Annotated in this window: 17 protein-coding genes; 3 read left to right on the top strand and 14 right to left on the bottom strand. The window is 60.6% G+C overall.

Going from position 1 to position 18682, the window contains the following annotated elements; translation table 11 throughout:
* Both ftsH and rlmE read right to left on the bottom strand, forming a co-directional pair.
* Entirely contained in the window at positions 1–1917 is a 1917-nt protein-coding gene (ftsH, locus tag WMW70_RS15530; RefSeq protein WP_341438363.1) for an ATP-dependent zinc metalloprotease FtsH, read from the bottom strand.
* Positions 1918–2115: 198 nt separating this feature from the next.
* The gene (gene rlmE, locus WMW70_RS15525) at positions 2116–2739 is read right to left on the bottom strand and encodes a 23S rRNA (uridine(2552)-2'-O)-methyltransferase RlmE (protein ID WP_325503126.1); all 624 of its coding nucleotides are present in this window, start codon (positions 2737–2739) and stop codon (positions 2116–2118) included.
* Between the two features lie 103 nt (positions 2740–2842).
* Between rlmE and WMW70_RS15520 the strand changes: the two genes are divergently transcribed.
* Complete coding sequence (locus WMW70_RS15520) at positions 2843–3154, top strand: YhbY family RNA-binding protein (protein WP_341438362.1); 312 nt, start codon at positions 2843–2845, stop codon at positions 3152–3154.
* A gap of 5 nt (positions 3155–3159) precedes the next feature.
* On the opposite strand, the gene WMW70_RS15515 is transcribed toward WMW70_RS15520, so the two are convergent.
* The 8 genes from WMW70_RS15515 to grpE form a co-directional block, all read right to left on the bottom strand.
* Positions 3160–3642, bottom strand: coding sequence for a DUF4149 domain-containing protein (locus tag WMW70_RS15515; protein ID WP_341438361.1), 483 nt, complete (start codon positions 3640–3642; stop codon positions 3160–3162).
* A complete protein-coding gene (greA, locus tag WMW70_RS15510) occupies positions 3614–4090 on the bottom strand; it encodes a transcription elongation factor GreA (RefSeq protein ID WP_341438360.1) in 477 nt (158 codons plus the stop codon). The genes WMW70_RS15515 and greA overlap by 29 nt, the downstream gene beginning before the upstream one ends.
* The gene (gene carB / locus WMW70_RS15505; RefSeq protein ID WP_341438359.1) at positions 4087–7308 is read right to left on the bottom strand and encodes a carbamoyl-phosphate synthase large subunit; all 3222 of its coding nucleotides are present in this window, start codon (positions 7306–7308) and stop codon (positions 4087–4089) included. The genes greA and carB overlap by 4 nt, the downstream gene beginning before the upstream one ends.
* 36 nt (positions 7309–7344) lie before the next feature.
* Entirely contained in the window at positions 7345–8493 is a 1149-nt protein-coding gene (gene carA / locus WMW70_RS15500; RefSeq protein ID WP_341438358.1) for a glutamine-hydrolyzing carbamoyl-phosphate synthase small subunit, read from the bottom strand.
* Positions 8494–8716: 223 nt separating this feature from the next.
* Positions 8717–9520, bottom strand: coding sequence for a 4-hydroxy-tetrahydrodipicolinate reductase (gene dapB / locus WMW70_RS15495; protein WP_341438357.1), 804 nt, complete (start codon positions 9518–9520; stop codon positions 8717–8719).
* A 71-nt stretch (positions 9521–9591) separates the two neighbouring features.
* Positions 9592–10719, bottom strand: coding sequence for a molecular chaperone DnaJ (gene dnaJ / locus WMW70_RS15490; RefSeq protein WP_325503139.1), 1128 nt, complete (start codon positions 10717–10719; stop codon positions 9592–9594).
* A 122-nt stretch (positions 10720–10841) separates the two neighbouring features.
* Positions 10842–12758 carry a molecular chaperone DnaK gene (dnaK, locus tag WMW70_RS15485; RefSeq protein WP_341438356.1) on the bottom strand — a complete coding sequence of 639 codons (1917 nt, stop codon included), beginning with the start codon at positions 12756–12758 and terminating at the stop codon, positions 10842–10844.
* A 99-nt stretch (positions 12759–12857) separates the two neighbouring features.
* A complete protein-coding gene (gene grpE, locus WMW70_RS15480; RefSeq protein ID WP_341438355.1) occupies positions 12858–13427 on the bottom strand; it encodes a nucleotide exchange factor GrpE in 570 nt (189 codons plus the stop codon).
* Between the two features lie 155 nt (positions 13428–13582).
* Here grpE and recN point away from each other — a divergent pair, with 155 nt between their 5' ends.
* Entirely contained in the window at positions 13583–15256 is a 1674-nt protein-coding gene (recN, locus tag WMW70_RS15475; protein ID WP_341438354.1) for a DNA repair protein RecN, read from the top strand.
* A gap of 62 nt (positions 15257–15318) precedes the next feature.
* Here the strand turns inward: recN and fur are convergent, their stop codons facing one another.
* A complete protein-coding gene (fur, locus tag WMW70_RS15470) occupies positions 15319–15723 on the bottom strand; it encodes a ferric iron uptake transcriptional regulator (protein WP_325503147.1) in 405 nt (134 codons plus the stop codon).
* Positions 15724–15820: 97 nt separating this feature from the next.
* On the opposite strand from fur, the gene WMW70_RS15465 reads away from it, so the two are divergent.
* Positions 15821–16339: an outer membrane protein assembly factor BamE gene (locus tag WMW70_RS15465; protein ID WP_341438353.1), complete on the top strand. Its 519-nt coding sequence runs from the start codon at positions 15821–15823 to the stop codon at positions 16337–16339.
* A 60-nt stretch (positions 16340–16399) separates the two neighbouring features.
* Here the strand turns inward: WMW70_RS15465 and WMW70_RS15460 are convergent, their stop codons facing one another.
* The 3 genes from WMW70_RS15460 to WMW70_RS15450 are packed head-to-tail and all read right to left on the bottom strand — an operon-like array spanning position 16400 to position 18582.
* Positions 16400–16720, bottom strand: coding sequence for an RnfH family protein (locus WMW70_RS15460; RefSeq protein WP_341438352.1), 321 nt, complete (start codon positions 16718–16720; stop codon positions 16400–16402).
* Positions 16713–17147 carry a type II toxin-antitoxin system RatA family toxin gene (locus tag WMW70_RS15455; protein WP_341438351.1) on the bottom strand — a complete coding sequence of 145 codons (435 nt, stop codon included), beginning with the start codon at positions 17145–17147 and terminating at the stop codon, positions 16713–16715. Before WMW70_RS15455 ends, WMW70_RS15460 begins: the two co-directional genes overlap by 8 nt.
* A 31-nt stretch (positions 17148–17178) precedes the next feature.
* Positions 17179–18582: a sodium-dependent transporter gene (locus WMW70_RS15450; protein WP_341438350.1), complete on the bottom strand. Its 1404-nt coding sequence runs from the start codon at positions 18580–18582 to the stop codon at positions 17179–17181.
* Positions 18583–18682 lie beyond the last annotated feature (100 nt).

Below are 18682 nucleotides of genomic sequence, written 5' to 3'. Positions count from 1 at the left end.
TTAGTGCTCGGCGGCAGGGCCACCAATTGGTTTTTCTGCGGACTCGGCGACTTCAACAGGTGCAGTGGGCGTACCGTTATTATCGTCGCCACCCTGCCAGCCTTTGGGCTCGCGCGGCGCAAGGCCGTTCATGATGTCCTCGATCTGCTCGGCATCAATGGTCTCGTACTTCATCAACGCTTGCGCCATGGCATCCAGCTTGTCGCGGTTTTCTTCCAACAGACGACGAGCCGTGCTGTAGCAGCCATCGATGATGCTGCGTACTTCCTGGTCGATCACCTTGGCGGTTTCGGCAGAAACATTGCTTTGATTGCTGCCCATGCTGCGCCCAAGGAACACTTCGCCCTCTTCTTCGGCATACATCATCGGGCCAAGCTTTTCCGACAAACCCCACTTGGTGACCATATTCTTGGCCAGCTGAGTGGCGCGCATGATGTCGTTGGAGGCACCAGTGGTGACGCCATCGAAGCCCAGGGTCATCTCCTCGGCGATACGGCCGCCGAACAGCGAGCAGATCTGACTGGTCAGGGCACGCTTGCTCAGACTGTAGCGATCCTCTTCCGGCAGGAACATGGTCACGCCCAGGGCGCGGCCGCGGGGAATGATCGACACCTTGTAGACCGGATCATGCTCCGGCACCAGACGGCCGACGATGGCGTGACCGGCTTCGTGGAAGGCGGTGTTGAGCTTTTCCTTGTCCGACATGACCATGGTCTTGCGCTCGGCACCCATCATGATCTTGTCTTTGGCCAGCTCGAATTCCTTCATTTCCACTACACGCTTACCGGCGCGGGCGGCAAACAGGGAAGCTTCGTTGACCAGGTTGGCCAGATCGGCACCGGAGAAGCCTGGCGTACCGCGTGCAATCACTGCTGGCGCGACGTCTTCACCCATCGGCACCTTGCGCATATGCACTTTGAGAATCTGTTCGCGACCGCGGATATCCGGCAGCCCCACCACCACCTGGCGGTCGAAACGACCCGGACGCAGCAATGCAGGGTCAAGTACATCAGGACGGTTGGTGGCGGCGATAACGATGATGCCATCATTCATTTCAAAGCCGTCCATCTCCACCAGCAACTGGTTGAGGGTCTGCTCTCGCTCGTCGTGACCACCGCCCATGCCAGCGCCACGATGGCGACCCACAGCATCGATTTCGTCGATAAAGATGATGCAAGGCGCGTGCTTCTTGGCCTGTTCGAACATATCGCGCACACGGGATGCACCGACACCGACGAACATTTCCACGAAATCCGAACCGGAAATGGTGAAGAACGGCACCTTGGCTTCGCCGGCAACTGCCTTGGCCAGCAGGGTCTTACCGGTACCCGGCGAGCCGACCATCAGCACGCCACGGGGGATACGTCCGCCGAGACGCTGGAACTTGCCCGGATCACGGAGGAACTCAACCAGCTCGCTGACTTCTTCCTTGGCCTCGTCGCAGCCGGCAACATCGGCGAAGGTGGTCTTGACCTGATCCTCGGAGAGCAGGCGAGCCTTGGACTTGCCGAAGCTCATCGGCCCGCCCTTGCCGCCTGCGCCGCCCTGCATCTGGCGCATAAAGAACATGAATACGGCGATGATCACCAGGATCGGGAAGCTGGCGACCAGCAGCTGAGTCCAGATGCTCTGCTGCTCCGGCTGCTTGCCGACGATTTCAACATTGTTGTCGATCAGGTCCTTGATCAGGCCATTGTCCTGGATCGCCGGACGCACGGTCTCGAACGAGGAGCCATCGCCGCGGATGCCACTGATAATAAAGCCGTCGACGGTCACTCGCTTGACGGAGCCGTCCTGGACCTGCTGGATAAACTCCGAGTAGTTGAGTTTGTTCGACTCACTCGGGCTGGAAAAATTGTTCATCACCGTCACCAAGACGGCGGCGATGATCAGCCACAGGACCAGATTCTTTGCCATGTCGTTCAATTAGCTACCCTCTGCAGCAGGCCTCGTGTCGAAGCGTGCTTCGCATGACGACCAGTTATGTACCGATCTAACTTACTACACAACGCCCGCACCTGGCAGACGCCGTCTGTAACCCTTTATTTGCATGCAACTCGCAGCACCTTGCCATACCCGGTTGGACCGGCCTGACAACGCATGGTTGCATGGCGCTCAAAGCCCGCGAAACCCGCGCGCCAGCATATATTGCTCGCGAGAACGGTCGCGCGAGGACAAGGGTTTGCGCATCTGCACCTTGTCGAACAGCTGCCGCACCTGCTTGTGATACAGATCGAAACCTTCACCCTGGAAGATCTTGATCAGAAAATCCCCGCCCGGACGCAATACCCGGGTCGACAGATCCAGGGCCAGCTCACACAGGTACATCGCGCGCGGCTGATCCGACTCCCTTACCCCACTCATATTGGGGGCCATATCGGAAATCACAAGGTCCACCGGCTGATTACCGATGGCCTCGAGGATCTGTGCGAACACTGCATCGTCGGTAAAGTCGCCCTGGATGAAATTGACATCGGGAATGCTGTCCATCTCCAGGATATCGGAGGCGATCAACCGCCCCTTGTCGCCGATCACTCGACTGGTGACCTGCGACCAACCGCCAGGCGCAGCGCCCAGATCGACCACGGTGATGCCCGGCCGCAGGATGCGGTCCTTCTCCTGGATCTCCAGCAGCTTATAGCTGGCGCGCGAACGATAGCCGTCCTTCTGCGCCATTTTCACGTACGGGTCGTTGAAATGCTCTTTCAGCCAACCTTGACTGGTCTTGGAACGGGCCACGCAACACCTCGAACTTTACAAAGCATGAATATCTGGGCGGCCCCGAGAGCGCTCGGGTAAACTGATCGCCGTTTTTTACCAGATTAAATGCAGGAATCAGATTATGCCGCTCACTCAAGAGCAGAAGAAACAATTCAAATCTATCGGTCACCACCTGAAACCCGTATTGATCGTGGCCGACAATGGTTTGACCGAAGGCGTGCTGGCCGAACTGGAGCGCGCCCTGAGCGATCATGAACTGATTAAAGTGCAACTGCGCATCGTCGAGCGCGAAGCCCGCCTGGCCGCCATCAACGAGCTGTGCAAGGCCGGCAAGGGCGAACTGGTGCAGGTTATCGGCAAGATGGCCCTGATTTACCGTAAGAACCCCAAGCCGAACAAGAACCTGTCGAATATCCACCGCCAGCACGGCTGACAGCTTCAGGCGGCATGCCCCCTGCCCTTGCGGGAGGCATGCTGCTTGGTACCGGCACTGCCCGGAACAGGCTGCAACACCAGCAGCAAACCGCAGAACGCCATTACCAGATAGCTGAACATCAGCCAGAGCCCAGCCGCATCGGGCATAAGACGCTGCGCGCCGAGATAGCTGGCAGCCATCAGCACCACCACCAGCAATAACTGCCCACGCATATCCCGCCACAGACTCGCCAGCCCCTCACCGCGCACCAGTACCAGCACCTGCACACCGGCACAAGCCGCCGTCAGCCCCACCAACAGCGGGCGCAGAGCATTGCTCAACTCCTCGACCAGCAGCGAGGCCAGCCCGGTCTTGGCGATGGCCGGCAACAGCAGAAAATGCAGCAACCAGAGACCGCCGACCCAGAGGGTCTGGGCCAGCAGCCAGCTAATCGCCCCGGCATCGCGTGCAGCGGGCTTAGATATGACGAACCTCGACGATCTCATACTCGACGGTGCCGCTGGGCGTCTTCACCACCACCACATCACCCTCTTCCTTGCCGATCAGGGCACGGGCAATGGGCGAGCCGACCGACAGCTTGCGCTGTTTGATATCGGCCTCGTCTTCACCCACGATCTGATAGGTCACGCTTTCGTCGGTTTCGACGCTGGCGATCTCCACCGTAGTGCCGAAGATCACCTTGCCGGTGTGCTCGATGCTGGTGACATCAATCACCACGGCATTCTGCAGACGGCCTTCGATATCGCGGATACGCGCCTCGACCATGCCCTGCTGCTCACGCGCGGCGTGATATTCGGCATTCTCCTTGAGGTCGCCCAGTTCGCGCGCCGTGCCGATGTCCTGGCTCAGCTTGGGGCGCACCACCTTGGTCAGATGAGCAAGCTCTTCCTCCAGGGCGCGTGCGCCCTGGACGGTCATTGGGTATTTGGTCATGCCTTGAGTCCTGCATGCAGATCCTGCAGGCGGCGCACGGTCTTCTCTGGACCGAATTTCAGCGCCTCACAGATCGCCTGACCCGCCGCAATGGTGGTGGTGCAGTAGATCTTGTGCTGCAGAGCGTTACGACGAATGGAGTAGGAGTCGGCGATAGACTGACGCCCTTCGGTGGTGTTGATGATCAGGGTAACTTCGTCATTCTTGATCATGTCGACCACGTGCGGACGGCCTTCGGTCACCTTGTTGACCCGACGCACCGGCAAACCGGCGGCCTCGATCAGCTTGGCAGTACCGGCGGTTGCCACCACCTCAAAACCCAGCTCGATCAGGTCGCGAGCGACGTCAGCCACCAGCGGCTTGTCGTCGTCACGCACGCTGATAAAGGCAACGCCAGCGTTCGGCAGCACTTCGCTAGCGCCCATCTGGGCCTTGGCAAAGGCTTCACCGAAGCTGTCACCGACACCCATGACTTCACCGGTGGACTTCATTTCCGGGCCGAGGATCGGGTCGACGCCGGGGAACTTGGCGAAGGGGAATACCGCTTCCTTGACGCTGTAGAAGTTGGGGATGATTTCCTCGGTGAAACCGACTTCGGCCAGAGTCTTGCCGGCCATGACCCGGGCACCGAGCATCGCCAGGGAAATGCCGATGCACTTGGAGACGAACGGCACGGTACGCGAGGCGCGGGGGTTCACCTCAATGACGAAGATGTCCTCGCCCTGCACCGCCATCTGCACGTTCATCAGGCCGACCACGCCGAGTTCCAGGGCCATTTTCTTGACCTGATCACGGATCTCGTCCTGGATATGCGCCGGCAGCGAATACGGCGGCAGCGAGCAGGCCGAGTCACCGGAGTGCACGCCAGCCTGTTCGATGTGCTGCATGATCGCGCCAATCACCACGGTCTCGCCGTCGCAGATGGCATCGATATCGACTTCGATGGCGCAGTTGAGGAAGTGGTCGAGCAGCACCGGGCTGTCGTTCGACACCTTCACCGCTTCGCGCATATAGCGCTTGAGCTCTTCTTCCTGGTAGACGATTTCCATCGCCCGGCCGCCCAGTACATAGGACGGACGCACCACCAGCGGATAACCAATGACCTTGGACGCGGCCAGGGCCTCTTCTTCGCTACGCGCAGTGCAGTTCGGCGGCTGACGCAGGTGCAGGCGCTGCACCATCTGCTGGAAGCGTTCGCGGTCTTCGGCGCGGTCGATGGCATCCGGCGAGGTGCCGATAATCGGCACGCCGGCTTCTTCCAGGGCGCGGCAGATCTTCAGCGGCGTCTGACCGCCGTACTGCACGATCACGCCTTTGGGCTGTTCGACGCGGACGATTTCCAGCACGTCTTCCAGGGTTACCGGCTCGAAGTACAGGCGGTCGGAGGTGTCGTAGTCGGTGGAGACGGTTTCCGGGTTGCAGTTGACCATGATGGTCTCGTAACCATCTTCACGCAGCGCCAGTGCAGCGTGTACGCAACAGTAGTCGAACTCGATGCCCTGGCCGATACGGTTGGGGCCGCCGCCGAGGATCATGATCTTGTCGCGGTTAGACGGCGCGGCCTCGCACTCTTCCTCGTAGGTCGAGTACATATAGGCGGTGTCGCTGGCGAATTCGGCAGCGCAGGTGTCGACGCGCTTGTACACCGGCAGCACTTTCAGCTTATGGCGGTGGCTGCGCAGGCTCTTCTCGGAGACGCCGAGCAACTTGGCCAGGCGGATATCGGAAAAGCCTTTGCGCTTGAGCTTGTACATCAGATCGCGGTCGATGCTGGCCAGACTCAGGGTCTTGATCCGCTCTTCGTCCTTGATCAGGTCCTCGATCTGCACCAGGAACCATTCATCGATGTTGGTCAGTTCGAAGATTTCCGCGACCGTCTTACCGGCGCGGAAGGCGTCGGCCAGATACCAGATGCGGTCGGCACCCGGCACAATCAGCTCGCGTTTGAGAATGCTTTCGGCTTCCGGATCGCTCAGATCGAGAATCGGATCGAATCCGGACACACCGACTTCCAGACCGCGCAGGGCTTTCTGCATGGACTCCTGGAAGGTACGACCGATGGCCATAACTTCGCCGACCGACTTCATCTGAGTAGTCAGGCGGGCGTCAGCCTTGGGGAACTTCTCGAAGGCAAAACGCGGAATCTTGGTCACGACATAGTCGATGGCCGGCTCGAACGAGGCCGGGGTGCGACCACCGGTGATGTCGTTGGACAGCTCGTCGAGGGTGTAACCCACAGCCAGCTTGGCGGCGATCTTGGCGATCGGGAAGCCGGTGGCCTTGGAGGCCAGGGCCGAGGAACGCGATACGCGCGGGTTCATCTCAATCACGACCATACGGCCAGTGTTCGGACAGATGCCGAACTGCACGTTGGAGCCGCCGGTTTCCACGCCGATCTCGCGCAGCACCGCCAGGGAGGCGTTACGCAGGATCTGGTATTCCTTGTCGGTCAGGGTTTGCGCCGGAGCCACGGTGATCGAGTCGCCGGTGTGCACGCCCATCGGGTCGAAGTTTTCGATGGCGCAGACGATGATGCAGTTGTCCTTCTTGTCGCGGACCACCTCCATCTCGTATTCCTTCCAGCCGATCAGCGATTCGTCGATCAGCAGTTCGCTGGTCGGCGACAGATCGATACCGCGGGCGCAGATCTCTTCGAACTCTTCGCGGTTATAGGCGATACCGCCGCCGGTGCCGCCCATGGTGAAGGACGGACGGATGATGCAGGGAAAGCCGACCTTCTCCAGCACGCCGTAAGCTTCTTCCATATTGTGCGCGATGCCGGAAACAGGGCAGGCCAGGCCGATGTCTTTCATCGCCTTGTCGAAGCGCGAACGGTCTTCAGCCTTGTCGATGGTGTCGGCGTTGGCACCGATCATTTCCACACCGAACTTTTCCAGTACGCCGTGCTTTTCCAGGTCCAGCGCGCAGTTCAGCGCGGTCTGGCCGCCCATGGTCGGCAGCAGGGCGTCCGGGCGCTCCTTCTCGATGATCTTGGCCACGGTGGACCACTTGATCGGTTCGATATAGGTGGCGTCGGCCATGGCCGGGTCGGTCATGATGGTGGCCGGATTGGAGTTGACCAGGATGACCCGGTAACCCTCTTCCTTCAGCGCCTTACAGGCTTGCGCACCGGAATAATCGAACTCGCAGGCCTGGCCGATAACGATCGGGCCGGCACCGAGGATCAGGATGCTTTTGATATCTGTACGTTTTGGCATAGCGGTTACTCGAATCCTTGGGTCGGTCGGCGAGGTTTAGCGGCGCTTGGCCATGGCTTCGATAAAACGGTCGAACAGCGGGGCCACATCGGCTGGGCCGGGGCTCGCTTCGGGGTGACCCTGGAAGCTGAAGGCGTCCTTGTCGGTACGCTCGATACCCTGCAGGGAACCGTCGAACAGCGATTTGTGAATCGCCCGCACATTGCTCGGCAGGCTGGCCTCGTCCACGGCGAAACCGTGGTTCTGGCTGGTGATCATCACCACACCCGTGTCCAGATCCTGCACCGGGTGGTTGGCACCGTGGTGACCGTGGCCCATTTTCAGGGTCTTGGCACCGGAGGCCAAGGCCAGCAGCTGGTGGCCGAGGCAAATGCCGAATACCGGAATTTCGGTTTCCAGCACGTCCTTGATCGCCTGGATCGCGTAGTCGCAAGGCTCGGGATCACCCGGACCGTTGGACAGGAACACACCATCGGGATTCAGCGCCAGCACATCATTAGCCGGGGTTTGCGCCGGCACTACAGTGACGCGGCAACCGCGCTCGACCAGCATGCGCAGGATGTTCAGCTTGACCCCGTAGTCGTAAGCGACCACATGGTAAGGCAGCTCACTGGCTGGAATTTCCGGATGGCTGTCCTCTTTCAGGTTCCACACACTGGAGCGCCACTCGTAGCGCTCGGTGCAGCTGACCACCTTGGCCAGGTCCATGCCCTTGAGGCCAGGGAAGCTACGGGCCAGGTCCAGGGCTTTCTCTTCGGTGGCGTCATCGCCGACCAGAATGCAGCCGTTCTGCGAACCCTTCTCACGCAGGATACGGGTCAGGCGACGGGTATCGATACCGGCGATGGCGACGGTGCCGTTTTCCTTGAGGTACTCATCCAGCGGCTGCTTGTTGCGCCAGTTGCTGGAGATCAGCGGCAGATCACGAATGATCAGGCCGGCGGCCCAGACCCGGTTGGACTCGGCGTCTTCCGGCGTGGTGCCGGTGTTGCCGATGTGCGGGTAGGTCAGGGTAACAATCTGCTGGGCATAGGAAGGATCGGTAAGGATTTCCTGATAGCCGGTCATGGCGGTGTTGAAAACCACCTCTCCAATAGTCTGGCCATCGGCACCGATGGCCTCGCCGCGAAAAATACTGCCATCAGCAAGAGCCAAAATGGCAGGTTTAAGGGCTGGCTTACTCAAGAAAACCTCCGAAGATCGAAACGTGAAGCAAACGCAGATTGTAAAAAAGCGGGATGACGTATCAACCGTCACCCCGCTTTTTTATCTGATTCATTCTGCGCAACTTTAGTGGACACACTAAAGCGGGAAGCTTACAGAAAAATGCCTTTTTGGTCCACCGCAAGATGCGAGCAACTCGCAAAAAGGCATCCGGGGCCTGACAGACCGCTTAATTAAGCCCCAGTCAAGTGAGACCCAACACATCCTGCATGTCGTACAGACCAGGCTGTCGTCCTTGCAGCCACAATGCCGCGCGCACCGCGCCTTTGGCGAAGGTCATGCGGCTCGATGCCTTGTGGGTGATTTCCACCCGCTCGCCATCGGCGGCGAACAGCACAGTGTGATCGCCGACCACATCGCCCGCGCGCACGGTGGCGAAACCTATGGTCTCGCGCTCGCGGGCACCGGTCTGGCCCTCACGGCCATACACCGCAACTTTCTGCAGATCACGCCCCAGGGCATTGGCTACCACTTCACCCATGCGCAAAGCGGTGCCGGACGGCGCATCGACCTTGTGGCGGTGGTGCGCTTCGATGATTTCGATATCCACGTCATCGCCCAGCACCCGCGCCGCGGTGTCGAGCAGCTTCAGACACAGATTGACGCCGACGCTGAAGTTGGCGGCAAACACGATGGGAATCTGCTTGCCGGCCTCGGCCAGCAGCTGCTTTTCCTGCGGGGAAAAGCCGGTGGTGCCGATAATCATGGCCTTGCCGGCGGCGCGGCAGATTTCCAGGTTCTTCAGGGTGACCGATGGATGGGTGAAATCGATCAGCACATCGAATTGATCGAGCACCGCATTCAGATCACCGGACAGATTGACGCCAATCTTGCCCTGCGCCACCAGTTCACCGACGTCGGCACCAACCAGGCTGCTATCGGCACGATCGATGGCCGCGCTCAGCTGCGCACCATCGGCCTGCTGCACCGCTTCGATCAGGGTCTTGCCCATGCGCCCGGCGGCGCCCATTACTGCGATACGTTGCATAGCTATCAGCTCCAAGCTGTCGCCACAGGCTGCAGCCGCCGCCCAGCGACCGCGCAGCCTGTCAGCGGAATTTACAGGTCGCCAAAGAAGCGCTTCACGCCCTCGAACCAGCCATTGGCCTTCGGCGAGTGCGAGCTGTCACCCTCCAGGGACTTGCGGAACTCGTCCAGCAGTTCACGCTGACGCTTGTCCAGGTGCACCGGGGTTTCCACCACCACCTTGCACATCAGGTCGCCGGCACCGCCGCCGCGCACCGGGGCTACGCCCTTGCCGCGCAGACGGAACATCTTGCCGGTCTGGGTGCCTTCGGGAATCTTCAACTTGACCCGGCCATCCAGGGTCGGCACTTCCAGCTCGCCACCCAGGGCCGCATCGGCGAAGCTGATCGGCACTTCGCAGTACAGGTGCTTGCCGTCACGCTGGAAGATCGCGTGCTCGCGCACATTCACCACCACGTACAGATCGCCCGCCGGACCACCCATGGCACCCGCCTCGCCTTCGCCTGACAGGCGAATGCGATCACCGGTATCGACGCCCGCAGGCACCTTCACCGACAGGGTCTTGTGCTCTTCCACCCGGCCATGACCATGGCAGGAACCGCACGGGTCGGTAATCATCCGGCCACTGCCATGGCAACGCGGACAGGTCTGCTGTACCGAGAAGAAACCCTGCTGCATACGCACCTGGCCGATACCGCCACAGGTGGTACAGGTCACCGGACTGGTGCCCTTCTTCGCTCCGGAACCGTCGCAGGTCTTGCAACCCACCAGGGTCGGCACGCGAATGGTCACAGTAGTGCCGCGCACCGCTTCTTCCAGGTCCAGCTCCAGGGTGTAGCGCAGGTCGCTGCCGCGCTGCGCGCCACCGCGCTGACCACCGCGACCGCCGCCACCGAAGAAATCGCTGAATACATCGCCGAAGATATCCGAGAAGTTCGCCCCACCCGGACCACCACCGCCGCCACCCATCTGCGGATCGACGCCCGCATGACCGTACTGATCGTAGGCCGAGCGCTTGCCGGCATCGGAGAGCACTTCGTAGGCCTCGTTGGCTTCCTTGAACTTCTCTTCCGAGGCTTTATCGTCGGGATTACGGTCCGGGTGATGCTTCATGGCCAGGCGGCGGTAGGCCTTTTTCAGCTCCGCTTCACTGGCACCGCGCTCGACACCGAGCACCTCGTAATAGTCACGTTTAGCCATAAGTCTTCAATACCTTCAAATCGTCTGCTCCAGACACGCCAACGCGGGAGCAAGCTCCCGCGCGGCGGAACATGCCGGGTGCGACTCGCGTCGCGCCCGGCCAGAGCGGCATAAGCTCGCGCTTACTTGTTTTCTTTGACCTCTTCGAACTCGGCGTCGACTACGTCGTCCCCAGCGTCCTTGGCTTCTTCACCGCCCTGGGCTTGCGCACCCGGCTGCGGCTGTTCGGCGTACATCTTCTGCGCCAGCGGCGTGGTGGCTTCGGACAGAGCGGCCATCTTGGCGTCGATTTCGGCCTTGTCGTCGCCCTTGATCGCCACTTCCAGCGCACTCAATGCGGTTTCGATGGCAGCCTTCTCGTCAGCAGTGACCTTGTCGCCAGCCTCGGTGATCATCTTGCGGCTGGCGTGCACCAGCTGATCGCCCTGGTTACGCGCAGTGGCCAGCTCTTCGAACTTGCGGTCTTCCTCGGCGTTGACCTCGGCATCGCGCACCATCTGCTGGATCTCTTCCTCGGACAGACCCGAGTTGGCCTTGATCACGATGGACTGAGTCTTGCCGGTGGCCTTGTCTTTCGCACCGACATGCAGGATGCCGTTGGCGTCGATGTCGAAGGTCACTTCGATCTGCGGTACGCCGCGCGGTGCCGGCGGAATCTCGGCCAGGTCGAACTTGCCCAGGGATTTGTTCTGCGCGGCCTGCTTGCGCTCGCCCTGCAGCACGTGAATGGTCACGGCACCCTGGTTGTCGTCGGCGGTGGAGAACACCTGAGACTTCTTGGTCGGGATGGTGGTGTTCTTCTCGATCAGCGCGGTCATCACGCCGCCCATGGTTTCGATACCCAGGGTCAGCGGGGAAACGTCGAGCAGCAGCACGTCTTTGACGTCGCCAGCCAGCACCGCGCCCTGAATGGCAGCACCCATGGCCACGGCTTCGTCCGGGTTGACGTCTTTACGCGCTTCCTTGCCGAAGAAATCGGTCACCAGCTTCTGTACCAGCGGCATGCGGGTCTGACCACCAACCAGGATCACGTCGTTGATCTTGCTGATGTCGATACCAGCATCTTTCAGGGCGATGCGGCAAGGCTCGATGGTGCGCTGCACCAGGTCTTCAACCAGCGATTCCAGCTTGGCGCGGGAAATCTTCACGTTCAGGTGCTTAGGACCGGTGGCATCTGCAGTGATATACGGCAGGTTGACATCGGTCGACTGGCTCGAGGACAGCTCGATCTTGGCCTTCTCAGCGGCTTCTTTCAGGCGCTGCATGGCCAGCGGGTCACCCTTGAGGTTCATGCCGCTTTCTTTCTTGAATTCGTCAACGAGGTAGTCGATCAGACGAATATCGAAGTCTTCACCGCCGAGGAAGGTGTCACCGTTGGTGGCCAACACTTCGAACTGGTGCTCGCCATCGACTTCGGCGATTTCAATTACCGAAACGTCGAAGGTACCGCCACCCAGGTCATACACGATCACGGTGTGATCGCCCTTGGCCTTGTCCATACCGTAAGCCAGAGCGGCTGCGGTGGGCTCGTTGATGATGCGCTTGACGTCCAGACCGGCGATACGGCCGGCATCTTTGGTGGCCTGACGCTGGCTGTCGTTGAAGTAGGCCGGCACGGTGATCACCGCTTCGGTCACTGGCTCGCCGAGGTAGTCTTCGGCGGTCTTCTTCATCTTCTTGAGGATTTCAGCCGAGATTTGTGGCGGTGCCATTTTCTGGCCGTTCACTTCAACCCAGGCGTCGTTGTTGTCAGCTTTGACGATCTTGTACGGGACCATCTGGATGTCTTTCTGCACAACTTCTTCGTCAAAACGACGACCGATCAGACGCTTCACCGCGTACAGGGTGTTGTGCGGATTGGTCACTGCCTGACGCTTGGCCGACTGGCCGACCAGGATCTCGCCATCGTTGGCGTAGGCGATGATCGACGGCGTGGTGCGCGCGCCTTCAGCGTTTTCAATAACTTTGGCCTTGCCGTTTTCCAGAACCGAGACGCACGAGTTGGTGGTCCCCAGGTCGATACCGATAATTTTGCCCATCTTCACTCTCCCGAAGCTTTGATAATCCCGCCGCTGATCGTTGTCAGCAGCGGTAGCACTAAAACGCTTGACTCTTTAATGGGGGCAGCGCGGCGAATTTCAAGCCTGCTCATCAATCGATGGTGGCGCTTGTACCGGTGCCTTGCTGACCACCACCATGGCCGGGCGCAACAGGCGACCATTGAGCATGTAGCCCTTCTGGAACACCTTGAGCACACTGTTAGGCTCGACGTTGGTGCTTTCCTGCATCGCCATCGCCTGATGGTGTTCGGCGTTGAACGGCGCGCCGTGCGGGTCAATGGCTTCCAACTGGTGGCGCTTGAGGGTGTCACTGAACAGCTTGAGGGTCAGTTCCATGCCCTCACGTACGGCCTTGATCGCCTCATCATCCGGACTGGACAGTTCAAGACCACGCTCCAGGCTATCAATCACCGGCAGCAGGTCGTTGGCAAATTTCTCCAGAGCGAACTTGTGCGCTTTTTCTACATCCTGCTCGGCGCGACGACGCACATTCTGTAGATCGGCGGCCATGCGCAAGGCCTTGTCCTGAGCGAGCGCCAGCTCTTCCTCCAGCACCTGGATGCGCGCATCCAACTCGTCGCCAGAGGCCGTTTCGGCACCCACAACAGGGTCAGGAAGCGGGATATCTTGGTTCTGTTCGTCAGCCATGCGTTTCTCCTCAAAAAATTCGACGCGGACCTAAACCCACGTGTCTGACCGCTATATGGGGACAAATTTCAGGCTTTCAAGGATCAAAGGCGGATTGTCAGTCGGCCGACAAACACTGTATAAATATCCACACCTATTACCTGGGAGGCCTCACCATGCTGGTGCACCTGTCCGTACACAACTACGCCATCGTTGAACATCTTGATCTGGAACTGGACGCCGGCATGAGCGTGATCAGCGGCGAAACCGGTGCCGGCAAGTCGATCATGCTCGACGCCCTAGGCCTGTGTCTGGGTGACCGCGCCGACAGCGGCGTGGTGCGCCCCGGCGCAGACAAGGCGGATATTCTCGCCAGCTTCGACCTGAGCGACATTCCCGAAGCGCGCGCCTGGCTGGCCGAGCGCGATCTGGACAACGACGGCCCGTGCATCCTGCGTCGCGTGATCACCGCCGAAGGCCGCTCGCGCGGCTATATCAATGGCGCGCCCTGCCCTCAGGGTGACCTCAAGGCCCTGGGCGAGCGCTTGATCGATATCCACAACCAGCACGAACACCAGTCGCTGCTCAAGGCCGACACCCACCGCCGTCTGCTCGACGAATACGCCGGCTGCCAGGAACTGGCGCGCCAGGTGCAACTGGCCGCCCAACGCTGGAAACAGACCAAGAGCGAACTGCAACGCATCTCCAGCATCGGCGACGAGCAGCGCGCACGCCACCAACTACTCAGCTATCAGCTTGAAGAGCTCGACAATCTGGCCCTCGGCGAGAACGAGCTGGACAACCTGGAGCAGGAACACAAGAACCTGACCAACGCCGAAAGCCTGCTCAGCGCCTGTCGCCTGGTGATTGAGCAATGCAGCGAGAATGACGCCGGCAACGTACTCTCGGCGCTAACCAGCAGCCTTAATCGCCTCGGTGCCTTCCAGGGCCAGCCCGGAGCCTTGAGCGAAGCCACCAACCTGCTGGCCAGCGCGCAGATCCAGGTAGAAGAAGCGGTCGGCGAGCTGAACCGCTTTCTCGACCACTTCGACGCCGACCCCGAGCGCCTGCAACAGATGGAAGAGCGCCTGGACGCGATCTACACCCTGGCGCGCAAGCACCGTATTCAGCCCGGTGAGCTGATCGCCATGCAGCAGCAACTGTTCGAAGAGCTGGAAAGCCTCAACGCCGACGACCAGGCCGCCGAACGCCTGAGCGAAGAGCTCGGTGCCTTCGAGCGTCATTACCAGGAAAAGGCCACGGAACTCAGCGCACTGCGCAACAAGGCCGCCAGCGCACTGGCCGCAGCGGTGGAACTGGAAATGCAGAACCTGGGCATGCCCGGCGGGCGTTTCAGTATCAAGCTGAGCGCCAACCCCAGCAACGAGCCGCACCCCAACGGCCTGGAGCAGCTGGAATTCCTGGTCAGCGCCAACCCAGGCCAGCCGTTGAAGGCCCTGGCCAAGGTCGCCTCGGGCGGTGAACTGTCGCGCATCAGCCTGGCGATTCAGGTGATCACCGCGCAAACCTCGCGGGTACCCACCCTGGTCTTCGACGAAGTGGATGTGGGCATCGGCGGCCCCACCGCCGAAGTGGTCGGCCAGCTGCTGCGCCGCCTCGGCGAGCGTGGCCAGGTACTGACCGTCACCCACTTGCCGCAAGTCGCCGCGCAAGGACACCAGCACCTGTTCGTACACAAGGCGCGTGACAGCGACGCCACCCGCACCGCCGTGAGCAAGCTAAGCGCCACGCAGCGGGTCGAGGAAATCGCCCGCATGCTCGGCGGCGTCGACCTCACCGAAGAATCCCTGGCCCATGCGCGGCAGATGGTTGGTAGCGTCCAGGCCTGATCGAACAGACCGCAGAAAGCACAAAGGCGACCCTAGGGTCGCCTTTGTCATGCAGCAGTCAATCAGGTTTTCTTGCGCACATAGAGCACAAGGTTGTGATCGACCAGCTCGAAACCGTGCTCTTTGACGATTTCTTTCTGACGTTTTTCGATCTCGACATCGAAAAACTCGATCACCTCGCCCGAATCGACACAGACCATATGATCGTGATGACCACCGTCGGCCAATTCGAACACGGCGTGGCCGCCATCAAAGTTGTGTCGCACCACCAGACCCGCGGCCTCGAACTGGGTCAACACGCGATAGACGGTGGCCAGCCCCACGTCATCGCCCGCCTCCATCAGTGCCTTGTAAACATCCTCTGCACTCATGTGACGCTGACCGGCGGAGTCGAGCATTTGCAGAATCTTGACCCGTGGCAGGGTCACTTTCAGGCCAGCCTTGCGTAGTTCGCTATTTTCAACCATGGTCTGCTTTCTCACGGAAGCGGCTTCGCAGCTTCCTTTATTGCGGGTATGATCCGGGGTTATATTGCCCAGCCAAGATAGTGGAAGTCGCCCACCGATGCAAAAAACCAAACTCCTGCTGACCAGCCTTACCCTTACAGGGCTACTCGCACTCGCCGGTTGTTCATTCCCCGGGGTTTATAAAATCGACATCCAACAGGGCAATGTCGTAACGCAAGACATGATAGACCAGTTGCGCCCGGGAATGACCCGCCGGCAAGTGCGGTTTATCATGGGTAACCCACTGCTCACCGACACCTTCCACACCAATCGCTGGGACTACCTGTACAGCATCCAGCCTGGTGGCGGACAGCGCCTGCAGGAACGCATCAGCGTCAACTTCAGCGCCGATGACCAGCTGGTGGGCCTGTCCGGTGACTTTATGCCCGGCGTCAGCCGCGATCAGGCCATCCTCGGCGAAGACAGCGGCGTGACCACAGCACCCGCCACGCCGCGTCCGGCAGTCGAAGACAAGCCGGCCCCCGGTTCGTTGCTGGAACAGATCCAGCGTGAAGTCGACAGCGTGCAGAGCGTCCCGGTACCGACCCCGGAACCGCTGGAAACCAGCCCGCAGTAACGGCAACACAGAAAAAAGCCCGGACACTTCCGGGCTTTTTTGTGCGCGGCAAACCGCTCGCTACGCCTCTTCGTCGCCGGCCTTGGCTTTGGCCGCCTTGGCCGCGCGTTGTTTGCGCACCTCTTTCGGATCGGCGATCAGCGGACGATAGATCTCCACCCGCTCGCCGTCCTCCAGCACACGCTCATCGGGCTTGGCGACCGCCTTGCCGAAGATACCCAGCGGACTGTTCTGCAAATCCAGATCCGGGAAGTGGGCCTGCATTCCCGACTGCAGCGCTGCCTGGCGCACCGTGGTGCCGTGCGGCAGGCTCAGGCGCAGCAACTTCTGCTTGTCGGCCAGGGCATAGACCACTTCGACCACAATGCTCTGCTTATCCATACAGCTGCTTGGCCCTTTGACAGAAGGCATCGACCAGGGTGTTGGTCGCCTGATTGAACAACGGTCCGAGGGTCGCACGTACCAGCGGGCCGGCATAATCGAAGGTCAGATCCAGGCTGATCTTGCAGGCCTTGTCACCCAGGGCCTTGAATTCCCAATGCCCATGCAACTGGGTGAACGGTCCCTCGACCAGGGTCAGCCTGATCAGCTCGCCAGACACCAGCGTGTTGGCGGTCACAAAGCGCTGGCTCAGGCCGCCCTTGGCCACCGCCAGGCTGGCGCGCATGTGGGTCTCGCTGACCTCCAGCACCTCGCTGGCCGAACACCAGGGCAGAAACTGCGGATAGCTGGCGACATCGTTGACCAGGTCGAAAAGCGCCTGGGCCGGATAAGGCAGTAAAGCCGAACGCTGAATATGGGTGCTCATAACGCTATGGTTTCACTCAGGTAGCAGGCTGTCACTTGCTCAACTCCGCAATAAAGACGATCAATACGCCAACAGGGGCGACAACGCGCACCAGCCAGTAGAGCAGATTGAACAACAGGGGACTCTTGATCGCCAGCTCGTCGCGTACCGCCTCGCGGTTCATCGCCCAGCCGGCGAACAGAGCAAAAGCCAGGCCGCCCAGGGGCAACAGGATGCGGCTAGTCAGGTAATCGATGCTATCGAAGAAGTTGCGCCCGCCTTCGACACCCCACTGGTAGAGGTGGAAACCGTCCTCGGCAAAGACGAAGAACTTGGCCTCTGCACCGATATTGAACGACAGCACAGTGCCCATACCGACTACCCAGCAGAACAGCGCCAGCACACTGGTTACCAGCGCCCGGCTGCGCCCGCTGCGCTCGACAAAGTAAGCCACCGCCGGCTCGAGCATGGAGATCGACGAACTCCAGGCCGCTATCGCCACCAGAACGAAGAACACCAGGCCCATGATCTGACCGAAGGCGATAGTGCCGAAGGCGATGGGCAGGGTCACGAACATCAACCCAGGACCGCCACCCGGCTCCAGACCTGCGGCAAAAACGATGGGGAACAGCGCCAGACCGGCCGTCAGGGCCACCAGGGTATCGAGCAGACCAACGGCGATGACCGTGCTGCCGATCGAGGCGTTCTTCGGCATATAGGAGCCATAGACCATGATCGAGCCCACACCGACGCTGAGGGTGAAGAAGGCATGGCCCATGGCCGCGAGAATACCGTCCTGCACCTTGCTCGGGTCGAAGTGGAAGAGGAAATCAAAGCCCTGCATAAAATGCCCGGTGGTCAGGCTATAGCCGAGCAGCACCAGCAACAGCACGAACAGCAGCGGCATCATGATTCGCAGGCTGCGCTCCAGACCGGCCACCACACCCTTGCCGATAACGATGGCGGTCACCAGCATAAACAGGCTGTGCCACAGGGTCAGCCGCCAGGGATCGTTGGTCAGACCACCGAAGGCGGCTCCCGCCCCCTCGGCGCTGATCCCGCGGAAATCACCACGGCCCATGCCGAAGATGTAATCCAGCGACCAGCCGGCCACCACACTGTAAAAGGACAGAATCAGCAAGGCCGCCACCAGCCCGACCAGCGCCGCCAGCGACCAGTGCTTCGATGCACCCGCTTCGAGTGCCAGACTCTTCATGGCGTTGACCGGGCTCTGCCGGCCACGGCGACCGATCAGGGTTTCCGCCAGCATGATCGGCACCCCGACCAGCACGATGCACAGCAGGTACATGGCCACGAAGGCACCGCCGCCGTACATCCCGGTCATGTAGGGGAATTTCCAGATATTGCCCAGGCCGACGGCCGAGCCGGTCGCGGCAAGAATGAAAACCCACCGGCTGGCCCAGGCACCGTGTATCGAGACCTTGTCGTTCGCCATGTTCGGCTAGCCCGCTCTGCTTGCAAAAGGTCGCGCATTGTCGGGGATTACCCGGAATGGCTCAAGCGCAGCCGAAATAGCCAGTAGCCATGACGAGCGC

This window comes from Pseudomonas sp. XK-1 (assembly GCF_038069885.1).
Classification (GTDB): domain Bacteria; phylum Pseudomonadota; class Gammaproteobacteria; order Pseudomonadales; family Pseudomonadaceae; genus Aquipseudomonas.
This window is presented reverse-complemented; position numbering and strand designations above follow the sequence as displayed.